The sequence below is a fragment of the Vibrio sp. Sgm 5 genome (genome assembly GCF_026241575.1).
Taxonomy (GTDB): domain Bacteria; phylum Pseudomonadota; class Gammaproteobacteria; order Enterobacterales; family Vibrionaceae; genus Vibrio; species Vibrio jasicida.
On record NZ_JAPHPY010000058.1, the window covers coordinates 1 to 13,806 of the forward strand.

Annotated in this window: 10 protein-coding genes; 4 read left to right on the forward strand and 6 right to left on the reverse strand. The window is 45.4% G+C overall.

What is annotated here, in order from left to right; translation table 11 throughout:
* The first annotated feature begins 385 nt into the window (after positions 1-385).
* Positions 386-1,312 carry a zinc-dependent alcohol dehydrogenase gene (locus OQJ86_RS22660; protein ID WP_265991102.1) on the forward strand — a complete coding sequence of 309 codons (927 nt, stop codon included), beginning with the start codon at positions 386-388 and terminating at the stop codon, positions 1,310-1,312.
* Positions 1,313-1,600: 288 nt separating this feature from the next.
* Here the strand turns inward: OQJ86_RS22660 and OQJ86_RS22665 are convergent, their stop codons facing one another.
* From OQJ86_RS22665 to zntR, 4 genes are all read right to left on the reverse strand, one after another.
* The gene (locus OQJ86_RS22665) at positions 1,601-3,736 is read right to left on the reverse strand and encodes a lysine decarboxylase CadA (protein ID WP_038881794.1); all 2,136 of its coding nucleotides are present in this window, start codon (positions 3,734-3,736) and stop codon (positions 1,601-1,603) included.
* A gap of 116 nt (positions 3,737-3,852) precedes the next feature.
* Positions 3,853-5,196 carry a cadaverine/lysine antiporter gene (cadB, locus tag OQJ86_RS22670; RefSeq protein ID WP_017821792.1) on the reverse strand — a complete coding sequence of 448 codons (1,344 nt, stop codon included), beginning with the start codon at positions 5,194-5,196 and terminating at the stop codon, positions 3,853-3,855.
* 719 nt (positions 5,197-5,915) lie between these two features.
* Positions 5,916-7,487 carry a lysine decarboxylation/transport transcriptional activator CadC gene (gene cadC / locus OQJ86_RS22675; RefSeq protein ID WP_038873394.1) on the reverse strand — a complete coding sequence of 524 codons (1,572 nt, stop codon included), beginning with the start codon at positions 7,485-7,487 and terminating at the stop codon, positions 5,916-5,918.
* A gap of 163 nt (positions 7,488-7,650) precedes the next feature.
* On the reverse strand, positions 7,651-8,049 hold the full coding sequence (zntR, locus tag OQJ86_RS22680; protein WP_038873397.1) for a Zn(2+)-responsive transcriptional regulator: 399 nt from the start codon (positions 8,047-8,049) through the stop codon (positions 7,651-7,653).
* Between the two features lie 267 nt (positions 8,050-8,316).
* Here zntR and purH point away from each other — a divergent pair, with 267 nt between their 5' ends.
* Both purH and purD read left to right on the forward strand, forming a co-directional pair.
* Positions 8,317-9,909 carry a bifunctional phosphoribosylaminoimidazolecarboxamide formyltransferase/IMP cyclohydrolase gene (gene purH, locus OQJ86_RS22690; protein ID WP_038882075.1) on the forward strand — a complete coding sequence of 531 codons (1,593 nt, stop codon included), beginning with the start codon at positions 8,317-8,319 and terminating at the stop codon, positions 9,907-9,909.
* Positions 9,910-10,027: 118 nt separating this feature from the next.
* Positions 10,028-11,317: a phosphoribosylamine--glycine ligase gene (gene purD, locus OQJ86_RS22695; protein ID WP_039976386.1), complete on the forward strand. Its 1,290-nt coding sequence runs from the start codon at positions 10,028-10,030 to the stop codon at positions 11,315-11,317.
* Positions 11,318-11,402: 85 nt separating this feature from the next.
* Here purD and OQJ86_RS22700 read toward each other — a convergent pair whose 3' ends face one another.
* A complete protein-coding gene (locus OQJ86_RS22700) occupies positions 11,403-12,101 on the reverse strand; it encodes a DUF1481 domain-containing protein (RefSeq protein WP_265991109.1) in 699 nt (232 codons plus the stop codon).
* Positions 12,102-12,140: 39 nt separating this feature from the next.
* Entirely contained in the window at positions 12,141-12,413 is a 273-nt protein-coding gene (hupA, locus tag OQJ86_RS22705) for a nucleoid-associated protein HU-alpha (RefSeq protein WP_005433627.1), read from the reverse strand.
* A 253-nt stretch (positions 12,414-12,666) separates the two neighbouring features.
* Here hupA and OQJ86_RS22710 point away from each other — a divergent pair, with 253 nt between their 5' ends.
* Positions 12,667-13,800: a CNNM domain-containing protein gene (locus OQJ86_RS22710; RefSeq protein ID WP_104047586.1), complete on the forward strand. Its 1,134-nt coding sequence runs from the start codon at positions 12,667-12,669 to the stop codon at positions 13,798-13,800.
* Positions 13,801-13,806 lie beyond the last annotated feature (6 nt).

Sequence of the window (13,806 nt, forward strand, 5' to 3'; positions counted from 1 at the left end):
CGACTCGCTGTGTGACTTTCGTCTCACTCCGTGTCGGTGGATGCGCAGTATAGGGAATTCAGAAATGAGCGCAACCCATTTTTTTTAAAAAAAAGTTCAACCGAACAAACAATGAACAGATCGTATAGATACAAGACACTTTGAGCCCTATTTAGCTAAAATTTAGGGGCACCAAGCCTTAATAGAAGAGGCATTACTATGTTCTTCTTTCTGAAACTACCCTAGTTTCGACATAGCCTCTCTTAAATAAACCTCTTTTTCTTAGCTATTAACTTGTTTCGACTAAGGTCTATTTAGCTAAAAATCGATTTTTGATTCAGATCACTGCACTCTATCACACATCGATCAAGAATGATTATCGTTATCATTAAATGGAGAGATACACATGAAAGCCGCAGTTGTTAGTGAATTTAAAGGTCCACTCATCATTCAAGACATTCCTCTACCTAACGTTAAGCCTCGTGATGTACTCGTCAAAGTTCATGCCTGCGGGGTTTGTCATACCGATTTACACGCTTGCCACGGCGATTGGCCTGTGAAACCTAAGATGCCTCTCGTACCTGGCCATGAGGGAGTGGGAGAAATAGTCGAGGTCGGTAGTGAGATACACCATCTTAAAGCTGGTGATCGTGTTGGCGTGCCTTGGCTATATAGTGCGTGTGGTCATTGCGACTATTGCTTGGAAGGGCAAGAGACACTTTGTTTAGATCAACATAACGCTGGTTATTCCGTTGATGGCGGCTATGCTGAGTTCTGTCTTGCTCACGGTGATTACGTAGTGAAAATTCCAAAGGGCTTAAGCTATGTCGATGCAGGTGGTTTAGGTCATTTAGCCATTCAATATGCAGCAGCAATGGGCATGAATGTTATTGCTGTAGATACTGGTGACGAGAAACTCGCACTAGCTAAAAGTTTAGGTGCGCAACACACCATCGACTTTATGAAAGAAAAGCCTTCTGAGCGTATTAAAGCCATAACCAATGGCGGCGTACACGGTGTTGTGTGTACTGCGGTATCCAAGCCAGCATTCCAAGAGGCTTATCACTCTATACGTCGCGGCGGTGCATGTGTGCTTGTCGGCTTACCACCAGAAGAAATGCCAATCCCTATCTTTGATACTGTTCTTAATGGAGTGAAGGTCATTGGTTCTATTGTCGGCACACGCAAAGACTTGCAAGAGTGCTTACAGTTCGCCGCAGATGGAAAGGTAAGGGCGATTACTGAAGTCAAACAGCTTGAAGATATCAATGACATCTTTGCTGACATGGAGAAAGGTGAAATTAATGGCCGTATCGTAATGGAGTTCGCCTGATTTGGCTGTTGGTATCTTTCCTCTATATATACTTCTATATAGATAGCAAAAAAGAGCGGCACTTTCATGCAGCTCTTTGGTCTTTGCTTTTTATTTGGGGTACTTCAGGTGAAGTCTTGGAAAATTGTTTCTTCTATATATAGAAGAAAAGATCAGAGCATCCTTGCCCTTCTCTTTACGACAGATTAGTTAGGGGTATATCTAAATGTCGTTATTGTTCGATGACGCATTGAGCTCGCAAGAGTGGAGCATGCTTGCATTCCCAATGGCGTCATCTTCGCGAGGAACTTAGTTCTTCAATACTTTTACGGTGTAGCTACCATCTTTTTGTTGGTATAGACCGTGGATGTCGGTTTCGAAACCTGGGTAATGCGCACCGATCTCACAAAGCATCTCTAGGAAGTCCAGCACAGGGCGCGACTCTTGAGTCACCATTTCACCAGGAAGTACTAGTGGCACACCTGGAGGGTAAGGAAGGATCATGTTCGCACTTACGCGGCCAACCATTTCTTCCAGTTTGATTTCTTCGATGTTGCCACGAAGCTCTTCTTGCCATGCTGCGTGTGGTGTTACTTTCATTTCTGGAAGTACATCGAACGCTTTGTACATTAGCTCTGGTAGGTTGTATTTCTTAGTTAGGTCATGAATTGCTTGTGCTAGTTCTTGAACGCGCATGCCTTCATAGAAGCTTGGGTCTTCGTTGTATAGCGAAGGTAGGAAGCTCTTGATGGTTAGGTTCAAGTCGTAGCCACGTTTAAATTCAGTTAGACCGCGTAGCAATTGCATTGCTTTTGATTTGTCGATACCGATTGAGAATAGGAACAACAAGTTGTATGGACCTGTTTTCTCTACCACGATGCCGCGCTCGTCTAGGAATTTAGCCACCAGCGAAGCAGGAATACCTGATTCTTCTAGTTCGCCTTCTTTGTTCATCCCCGGAGTCAGTAGCGTTACTTTGATTGGGTCAAGATACATGTGGTTGTCATCCATGTTCTTGAAGCCGTGCCATGTGTCGCTAGGGTCTAGTTTCCAACATTCTGTGGTATCGATGCTTTCTGGTTGCCATACATCGAAGAACCAGCTATCGCTTTCTGCTTCTAGGCGTTTGATCTCTTTACGGAAGCGGATTGCGCGATCGATAGAGTCTTGCATCAACTTCTTACCAGTGTTGCCGCGCATCATTGCCGCTGCAGTTTCAGTAGAAGCAACAATGCCGTACTGAGGTGAAGTTGAAGTGTGCATCATGAATGCTTCGTTGAAAGATTCTTTATCAAAGTCACCTTTCACGTGAATCATTGAAGCTTGTGAGAACGCTGCCAACAGTTTGTGTGTTGATTGTGTTTCGTAGAACACTTTGCCTGGCATCGCTTCACCACTCATACCACATTTACCTTCGTAAATTGGGTTGAAGTTAGTGTAAGGCACCCAAGCACTGTCGAAGTGGATGTGTTTACAATCTAGCGACTCTTTGATGAATTGTGTGTTGTACAACAAGCCATCGTAAGTTGAGTTAGTCACTACCGCGTAAGTTGGTGCTGTTGCACCTGGTGTTTTCGCCACTTTCTCTGCAATGACATCGCGGCTGAATTCGCTTTGTGGAATACCACCAAGGATACCGTATGCGTTACGAGTTGGGCGGAAGTAGATTGGTGTCACGTCGCTCATCATCATTAGGTGAGTCAGAGATTTGTGACAGTTACGGTCAATCAGTACTGTGCTGCCCGCAGGTGCTGAGTACATACCAACGATTTTGTTCGATGTAGACGTACCGTTAGTTACGATGTACGAGCTGTCTGCATTGAATGTGCGTGCGATGTATTCTTCTGCATCTTTATGTGGACCTGAGTGGTCTAGTAGAGAACCTAGCTCAGGCATTGAGATTGATACGTCCGCTTTAAATGTGTTTGGACCGTAAAAATCGTAGAAGATGCTACCAGCAGGGCTTTTCTGGAATGCAGTACCACCCATGTGACCTGGAGTACAGAAGGTGTATTTACCTTCTTCTACGTATTTGAATAGTGCTTTAGTGAATGGAGGCATGATGGCATCTTTGTATGCCTCAGTCGCTTGATTGATTTTGATAGCGATGTCGTCAGCCATACCTAAAGCATACTCGAAGAAGCTCACGTTTAGACGTAGGTCTGTTAGTGAAATGTCTAGAGTAGACTGTTCGTTAGCAAATGCGTGAACAGGTAGTTTTTCGTTGATTTGGCTGATTCGTTCACATAGCTCTAGTGAGTATTTATCCCAGTCGAACAGCACGCCGCAAATGCGTGGGTTCATCTCAATCATTTTGATCAAGTCTTTATCATCTACTGGGTAAACCACTTCGTAGCCCGCTTTCTCAAGAGCAGCGTGAAGTTGACGAACTGGCTCTTCTTTAAAGAACACACCCATGTGGTTCAAGATAGCGAATATATTCATTTGGACATCTCCAAGGCGAATGAGGGCGCTCTTTGCCATTTACAGGCAATGAGTAAGGTGAGCGCCGCGTGAATTTGGGGTTTATGGGCTGGCACCGTAGTGCCAGCGTTTGGGGATTAGTTGCTTGCTTGGGCAGGCATATCGTCAGCGTGCATTTTCACGTACTGAGCAAGACCTGCTTTTTTGCTGTAGAACATCAAGATAACTAGAGAAACGATGAAGGTTGCTGTTAGCGTACCGCCCTCTGCACCCGCTAGTGCGATGAAGCAGAACAGACAAGCCACACCAGAGAACAGCATTACGAAGCCGTTACGTGTTGTCATACCTTCGAAGCGGATCAAGTTAATGCTTGAGTAGAAGTAAGGCAGCATAGTTAGTAGCACTGCGTCAGTCGTTAGCTGGTTGAATAGGTCTGATGCGTGTGCTGTTTTAGAGCTGAAGAACATCAGTACAACCATCAGTGCAGTCATCTTGATTGACGCAAGGATTAGACCTTTCTTAGGCACACCGTTTTTGTCAGTTTCACCGTAGATTTTAGGGAAGTTACCATCGCTCGCAGCACGTTTACCCGCTTCACCTACTAGCATCATCCAAGAACCTAGCGAAGTGAAACATGCTAGCGCTGTGAATGCTGATACAAATGGTGCTGTCCAGCTACCGAATAGCTCAGTGGTTGCTAGTGCAAATGGCGCACCTGATGCCGCAACTTCTGACGCAGGGAACATGCCGCTGATCATTTGAGTTGAGAGGATGTAAATCACACCCGCGATACCAGTACCTAACATAGTTGCTAGTGGTACAGTGCGTTTAGGATTTTCTACCATACCAGTCGATACCGCTGCTGATTCCACTCCTACGAATGACCATAGACAGATAAGAACCGCTGTTACTACCGCGTGGCTGTCAGTACCTGCTGATACGTTCCAGTTTTGGCTGTAAAGCGCAGTATCGAAGTGCGTCCAACCAAATGCAGCTGTACCAACAACTGGGATAAGGATAAGAACTAGACCAAGCGTACATAGACGGCTTACCCAGCTACCACCAAGTAGGTTGACGAAAGTGAAGATCCATACCGATGCAATCGTCGCAATACCTGCTGGGATTGGGTTATTGAGCACAGGGAAGAATACTGAAAGGTAAGAAACACCTGTAATGGCAATAGCCAGGTTACCAATCCAGTTCGCGTGGTAATAAAGAACGCCCGTTTGGAAACCAAATACCGGAGACACTTCGCCAGCATAAGCGATAGGACCACCTTCTTGTGGGTTTTTGGTTGCCAGACGAGCGTAAACGAACGCCAGACTCAGTGCACCGACCAAACAGATCAGCCAACTGAAGATTGAAACAGAGCCTACAGAGGCAAGACTAGAAGGTAATAGTGCGATACCACTACCCATCATGTTACCGGCTACGACACCCGTACAGGCAATAAGGCCGATTTTTTTCGCATTCGATGACATAACATCTCCAAATCTATTCTACTCGAGTCAACATGACTCAAACTGAATGGTTATTAGCGAGATGCTATGAGGAAGAACCTGCTCGACCTCGCTAAATTTCGAAGTGAAGACTACGCCCAAAAACTGGGAAAAAAATAAACTTGGGGTTATCAATAAAACAATTAGCCCATCGGTATAAAGTTGAGATAAACCTGATAAACTAAAAAACATAAAACTAGCATATACAGTAACTTAAGATAAAAAACTAAAGCGCTCATGTCGAAAAGGTAAAAACATCAACCTCAACAAATTTTCCATCAACCTTATCAACCGCTATCAACATCAAGCTATCCCTATCCTGATTACCCAAACTGTTGATGCAGACTTTTCCTACCCTTATTGACCAATTGACTTACATCAAACTTCCCCTCCTCTTTCACTCAACGATGCATAAGTACAAGCGTTATTAAGCATAAACAACTGCGTTTTCGTGACCGGTTTTAAATATGCAAGGCTAAGGCCGAAACCCAAAAAGTTCGATATAAAGCTGCGCTAGACAAGAGGTAAGAAGTAAGAAGTAGAATGCCAAGGTGGCGAGAATAGAGAATGAAAAGCCCTCTCCTCTTATATAACAAGCGTCATTAGTAGAAATAGAGGTAAGAAGTACACAAGAGGCAGATATAAAAAAGCCCCTCACCGAAATGAAGGGCTAAGTATCGTACTCATCAAGAGCTGGTTTATTACAGCATACGCACTACAGAAGGGTGAACTGCGCGATACATGGCGTAATCAATCGCCTTCATGTTACTTGGAAAAACCAAGTTCTCACACAGTAAGTAGGTCTCTACGGATGTATCAATATAGAAGGCTTCGCTATAGGACTCACTTGCCCAATCCAAATCACCATCCAATTCAGCATGTTTGCCTCGAATCACGTAAGACAAAACCGAGTCTCTCACCTCTAGCGCTTGATTCAAATGACGTTTCGCTAGTTCAATATCCCCAATAATGGTTTCATGCAAAGCCAAGGCTTCGTAGATACGAGGCTGAATCGGACCGACCATCATCTTCGCGTTCGCTTCTAGCTTATCACTTAACTGTTGTACTCTTCCCTTTCTTAATTCCAAAGCAGGATCTAGCGCTTTTTGCACATGGTAAGCTATTAGCAATTCCGATTGCACATAAGCATTGTCCGGTTCAATCTCTAGAATCTTCTCCATAAGGTCAATGCCGTGCTGGAATTGGTCGGAGTCTGATACATTTAAATAATGGTTGGCTTGAACGAATAACTCAAGCGCGTCTGGGTTCATTGGCATTCCTGCTACCAGCACTTTTGATTTGAGTTTTGCATCAGGTACTTTAAGCACTCGCATCAAATCCAAAGAGGCTTGCTGCAAAACGGTTTTTAAATGGCTGCTAGTTAAAGCATATTGACGGCTGAACAACACCTTTTCTGAAGAGTTATTGCGGTATTCCACTTCTAAGAAGCTGCCACCACCATTCTCTCGAACTCGCACCACCACCGATTTGCCCGGAACAATACCATTAGTGAATGACGCCTTCTTGAGCATCACTCGGTAATCACTCACCTGAGCGATATCTGCCATGAGTTTCTGAGCAAAGCCGTCGGCCAAGTCGTAACTCAACCCGCCTTTATTGAAATCATCTTGGAACTTAAACTCGATAAGGTGGGTATCAATGGCTTGTGTAATACGCACTTCCGATTGCTTATAAGTAAACACCCCCATCACGACCACCAAGATACTGATCCAGATGAAGTTCATAAAGCCTAAACGCCAAGGGCTAATTTTGTTGGGTTTACGCGGTGCTTTTTTCTCTTTCGACATCTCGCATACAGCGCGAGTTAAAGGACCTGCTGGAAATGTCATAGCCGGAGCGGGAAGTTCAGATGCTTCTTCTTCCATATCGTCAATGACAGGAGGAAGTTCATCAGTGCCACAATGACGAGCAGCAAGAAACTCATCATGCGATAGCGGTGCCACATTCGCCACCAGCTTGTAACCGCGCTTAGGCACAGTGATCACGTAGCTGATGTTTTCTTCTCGACCATCACGCAGTAGCTTACGCAATTCAAAAATCGATTGAGTGACGACTTGATCCGTCACAATCGCACCAGCCCAAACATATTGGATCAGCTCTTCGCGATTGAAAACTTCACTCGCGTGTTCAGCAAGGAAATGCAGCAGATTAATTAAGCGTGGTTCAACGGTAACTTCCCTGTCTTGTCGATACAGCTTATTTTCATCAACGCTCAAAACCCAATCATTGATTTGAAAATAGACTCCAACCATGTATGAAAACTCTCGTATCTGATAGACAGCGTCGCTTTAGGAATAGGGGGACTACAATTCTTACGGTCGACTAAAGGCGAGATTATAGGTGGGAAAGCGGCTTGAACCTAGAAAAGCAAGCCGCCAAAAATGCAAACTTAAGTTAAATGACGCAAAAATGAGACTATTCAAGGGCTGCCAAGATCGAGCAATGGCTGGCATCATCATTGTTATGCCCGCAGCAAGCGTCATTTATCTTCTTCAAAGCCGTACGGATTTTGCTGAGTTCAGCAATCTTCTCATCAATTAAAGTTAACTTTGCAGAAGTAATGGCTTTCACCTCAGCACAACTGTGTTCTGTCGCTTCTAATTTGATCCCTAGCAGCTCTTTGATTTCTTCTAAACTTAAACCAAGCTCTTTCGCTTTAAGAATGAAACGTACCTGCTTTTGGTTCTCTTCATTATATAAGCGATAGCCTGATTCACTTCGTCCTGCGGGTTTAATCAACGCATTTTTTTCGTAGAAACGCAATGTATCGGCAGTCACACCACAGCGTTTCGCCAGTTCACCTATCTGAAACATAACTTCCCTTATTAACTATCTCGTTACTTTTTAAGCGAAAGGACGAGGTTTTTACAATTATTTTTGAGATGCCAAACGATTGCGCGAGCTTTTTTGTAATAAATTGGTTAGAATACGCGCCATCAAATAGTGGAGACTGTTTTCTTGATAAGAAAACACCCTGCAAAGGTTTTTACCAAAACTGGCCAATATTTTACCCTAAGAGGTGGAAACAAGTTCATTTTTGGCAAACATCTTTAACTCCGTGAATTTGAGGAAAATGGAAGCATGAACAACGCTCGCCCTATTCGCCGTGCGCTTATCAGCGTATCAGACAAAACAGGTATTGTTGAGTTTGCACAAGCTCTTGCTGAGCGCGGTGTCGATATCCTATCTACTGGTGGCACTGCTCGCCTGCTTGCTGAAAAAGGCATCTCTGTTACAGAAGTATCTGACTACACTGGTTTCCCAGAAATGATGGACGGCCGTGTTAAGACTCTGCATCCAAAAGTTCATGGTGGTGTTCTAGGCCGTCGCGGCCAAGACGATGACGTGATGGAAACTCACGGTATCAACCCTATCGATATGGTTGTTGTAAACCTATACCCATTCGCAGAAACCGTTGCTAAAGAAGGCTGTACGCTTGCTGACGCTGTTGAGAACATCGACATCGGTGGTCCAACAATGGTTCGCTCTGCAGCGAAAAACCACAAAGACGTAACTATCGTTGTTAACGCTCACGACTACGACCGTGTTATCGCTGAAATGGACGCGAACGAAAAATCTCTAACACTAGAGACTCGCTTCGACCTTGCTATCGCAGCATTCGAACACACGGCTTCTTACGACGGCATGATCGCTAACTACTTCGGCACTATGGTTCCATCTTACGGTGAGAACAAGGAAGGCGATGAAGAGAGCAAATTCCCTCGTACGTTCAACCAACAGTTCGAGAAAAAACAAGACATGCGCTACGGTGAGAACAGCCACCAAGCAGCAGCATTCTACGTTGAAGCAAACCCTGAAGAAGCATCAGTTTCTACTGCTCGCCAAATCCAAGGTAAAGCCCTTTCTTACAACAACATCGCTGACACAGATGCAGCACTTGAGTGTGTGAAAGAGTTCGACGAGCCAGCATGTGTGATCGTTAAGCACGCTAACCCATGTGGTGTAGCACTAGGTGAAGATATCCTAGAAGCTTACGACCGTGCGTTCAAAACAGACCCAACGTCTGCATTTGGCGGCATCATCGCATTCAACCGTGAACTAGACGCTGCAACAGCAACGGCTATCACTGAGCGCCAATTCGTTGAAGTTATCATTGCTCCTTCTGTTTCTGCTGAAGCAGTAGAAATCGTAGCTGCTAAGAAAAACCTTCGCCTACTTGAGTGTGGTGAGTGGACAACTAAGACAACTGGCTTTGACGTGAAACGCGTTAACGGCGGCCTACTGGTCCAAGACCGCGACCAAGGTATGGTGTCTGAAGATGACCTTAAAGTAGTTTCTAAGCGTCAACCAACCGCTGAAGAGCTAAAAGATGCGCTGTTCTGCTGGAAAGTAGCGAAGTACGTGAAATCTAACGCGATCGTTTACTCGAAAGGCGACATGACTATCGGTGTAGGCGCAGGCCAAATGAGCCGCGTTTACTCGGCGAAAATCGCAGGCATTAAAGCTGCAGACGAAGGTTTACAGGTTGAAGGTTGTGTAATGGCATCAGATGCATTCTTCCCATTCCGTGACGGTATCGACGCGGCTGCAGAAGCGGGCATCAAGTGTGTTATCCAACCGGGGGGTTCTATGCGTGATGACGAAGTTATCGCAGCGGCAGACGAACACGGCATGGCGATGATCTTTACGGGCATGCGTCACTTCCGCCACTAATTAGTTTTTGGTCTTCCCCTTTACCAAGGGGGAGTTAGAGGGGGTCTGTTGTACGCACACGACTTACCCCTCCCAACCTCCCCTTAATAAAGGGAGGAGCGAAATCAAAGGAAATATTATGAATATTCTTATCATTGGTTCAGGTGGTCGTGAACACGCACTAGGCTGGAAAGCGGCACAAAACCCAAATGTTGAGACTATCTTCGTGGCTCCAGGTAACGCAGGTACAGCACTAGAGCCTAAATTAAAGAACGTAAACATCGCAGTAGAAGACATCGCAGGGTTGGTTGCTTTTGCAAAAGAGAAAGCGATTGAGCTAACCATTGTTGGTCCTGAAGCGCCACTGGTTATCGGTGTGGTTGATGCTTTCCGTGAAGCAGGCCTGCCAATCTTCGGCCCGACACAAGCAGCAGCGCAGCTTGAAGGATCTAAAGCGTTTACTAAAGATTTCCTTGCTCGTCACCAAATCCCAACGGGTGCATACGCGAACTTCACTGAAATCGAGCCAGCACTTGCTTACGTTCGTGAACAAGGTGCGCCGATTGTTGTAAAGGCCGACGGTCTTGCTGCTGGTAAAGGCGTGATTGTAGCGATGACACTGGAAGAAGCTGAAGACGCAATCAAAGACATGCTAGCAGGCAACGCATTTGGTGATGCAGGCAGCCGCGTGGTTATCGAAGAATTCCTAGATGGTGAAGAAGCAAGCTTCATCGTTATGGTCGATGGTGAGAACGTCTTACCAATGGCCACCAGCCAAGACCATAAACGCGTAGGCGACAAAGATACTGGTCCTAACACCGGTGGCATGGGTGCATACTCTCCAGCTCCAGTGGTAACACAGGAAATCCATAACCGCATTATGGAAGAAGTGATTTACCCAACGGTACGTGGTATGGCCGCTGAAGGTAACCCATACACTGGTTTCCTATACGCGGGTCTTATGATCGACAAAGACGGCACTCCGAAAGTAATCGAGTACAACTGCCGCTTCGGTGATCCTGAGACGCAACCTATCATGATGCGCATGGAATCGGATCTTGTTGATCTGTGCCTAGCGGCAATCGACGAGAAACTGGATCAAGCGGAATCGAAGTGGGATCCACGAGCATCGATTGGTATCGTGCTAGCAGCCGGTGGTTACCCAGCGGCTTACAACAAAGGCGACGTAATTTCGGGTCTGCCACAAGTTGAAATTGAAGGCGAAAAAGTCTTCCATGCTGGTACAGATAACAAAGACGGCGACATCGTGACAAACGGTGGTCGCGTTCTTTGTGCAACGGCACTTGGCAACAGCGTATCAGAAGCGCAGCAGCGTGCTTACGAGCTTGCAAAACAGATCAGTTGGGATGGTGTATTCCATCGCAACGATATCGGCTACCGTGCAATTGCACGTGAGCAAGAAAAATAAAAACAACTTCAGTTGGCTAAAAAGACAAAAGGCGCATTCAGCGCCTTTTTTATTATGTTTTTATCGAGAGATTTCGAAGCTACGTTTATTCCGAGATCAACTTTGGTCGTGATACGCAATCAAAATCATCATCATTGAGCATCAGCAATTCGTCGACGGTTGCCGTACTGCGAGACTCCTTGCCGATGAATGCAATGTAACTGTCCACTGAAGCTAACCTATCTATCACAAACTTAGGCAGGGTCTGGTTAAATTCCAATGTAGCAAACTCTCGCCCTTTGCAGGTTTCGAATGTTTCCCCATCCCAATAACCCTGGATTATGCTCTTACCATCTCGGGATTGTTTCTTGATCGAAGCCACCACGTCATTTGCTTCTTTCTTATATCGTTCGAGTTGATCTCGCTGTAAAGGTAGCACTTTCCCGTTCACACGGTATTGCTGATAAATCGCATCACCATCTTTATTGAATCGAATGTGGATTTGAAAAGGCACCAATCCTTGTTTGGCATCGAGTTGCTCACCTTTTCGAATCAACTCTCTGAGCTCATCGTCATCCCAACGATAATCACTTTGATACGAGCCGTAATCACCCATAGTGACATAGTCTGCTGCCTTGCTGACACGCGTAAGGCGCTCAGTCATCCAGTATAAACTGGTGGCATCCCCCTTGATTTTCCCGCCAGAGAAATGAGTAAATTGTTCGAGGTTTGGGGTTTCTACAGAAGCACAGCCAAAAAGAGTCAGGCTAGATAGGAGGAGTGAAGTGAGTAGATGTTTTTTCATGAAATTGCACCGAGGCAGAATACCTCGGTGCATTTTAACTTAGTTTACTGATTCTTTCAGCGCTTTACCTGCTACAAATGCAGGTACGTTAGCCGCTGCGATTTGAATCTCGTCACCAGTCTTAGGGTTACGACCAGTACGTGCAGCGCGGTGGTTCACTTTGAATGTACCAAAACCAATTAGTTGAACTTGGTCACCCTCTTTAAGAGCGCCTGTTACACCCTCAAGAGTTGCTTCAAGAGCAGCTTTAGCTTGTGCTTTAGATAGATCTGCTTTCTCTGCGATAAAGTCGATTAATTGGGTCTTGTTCATTAGGTTTCCCTTCTCATATGTTATCGAATTCAACTCACTCTAAAACATAAATGCCCCATCTGGCAAAGGTTTGTAAGCGATCTTTCGATTTTCTGACGTAGTTTTAGCCATAATATGAGTAATAACTCACAATTTGTTACTACTTGCACGATGAAAGCTCTTGCTTTCTAATGCAATAAGACCGATTTATAAGGCACTTTTGCGGTTATAATCTCTGCAAAGACCAACTATCACATTACATTCAAGGGCAACTATGCTGCTGTTATCCATTTATATCTCTATTGCTATCGGCGTTTCGTTTATCTGTTCGGTGCTGGAGGCGGTACTACTGAGTATCAGTCCGAGCTACATTGCACAGCTCAGACAACAGGGGCACCCTGCTTCATCTCAGCTAGAAAAACTGAAGTCGGACATCGACCGTCCTTTGGCTTCAATCCTGACGTTAAACACTATTGCTCATACTATTGGTGCAGCAACGGCAGGTGCACAAGCGGCAGTTGTGTTTGGTAGCGAAGCACTTGGTATCTTCTCTGCGGTTCTGACTTTAGCGATTCTTGTACTTTCAGAGATCGTACCTAAAACGATTGGTGCAACCTACTGGCGTCAATTAGCGCCTGCAGCAGCCGTATCGCTGCGTTGGATGGTTTGGGCACTGACACCATTCGTGTGGTTCTCAGAGCAGATTACAAAGCGTTTAGCACGCAACCACGAAGCACCAAAGATGCGTGATGAATTATCCGCAATGGCGATTCTTGCAAGAGAAAGTGGCGAGTTCGCAGAAGGCGAATCAAAAATTCTGAGTAACCTACTTGGTATTCAAGATGTACCCGTGACTCAAGTCATGACACCTCGCCCAGTCGTGTTCCGTGTGGATGCTACGATGTCGATTAATGAGTTTCTTGATAAACACAAAGAAACACCGTTCTCTCGCCCTCTGGTTTACAGTGAACAAACGGACAATATTGTTGGCTTCGTACACCGCTTAGAACTGTTCAAGCTGCAACAATCTGGCAGTGGTGAAAAGCAACTTGGTGCCGTTATGCGCCCTATTCAAGTCGTGCTAAACAATACCACTTTACCTAAAGTATTCGACCAGATGATGAGCCACCGTCTACAACTGGCTTTAGTTGTCGATGAGTACGGCACAATTCAAGGTCTAGTGACACTTGAAGATATCTTTGAGCACCTATTGGGTGAAGAGATCATCGACGAAGCGGATAAGAGCACAGACATGCAAGAGCTAGCTTATCAACGCTGGGAAAACTGGAAAGAGAAGCACGGCGTGATTGAAAGCCGTGACGACGATGAAGAAGAGGAACAACTGGAGAAACAGGACAAAGAGCCAGAAGCTCAAGAGCCAACCAAACCAGACTCTAAAGAATCGTAATCAGCA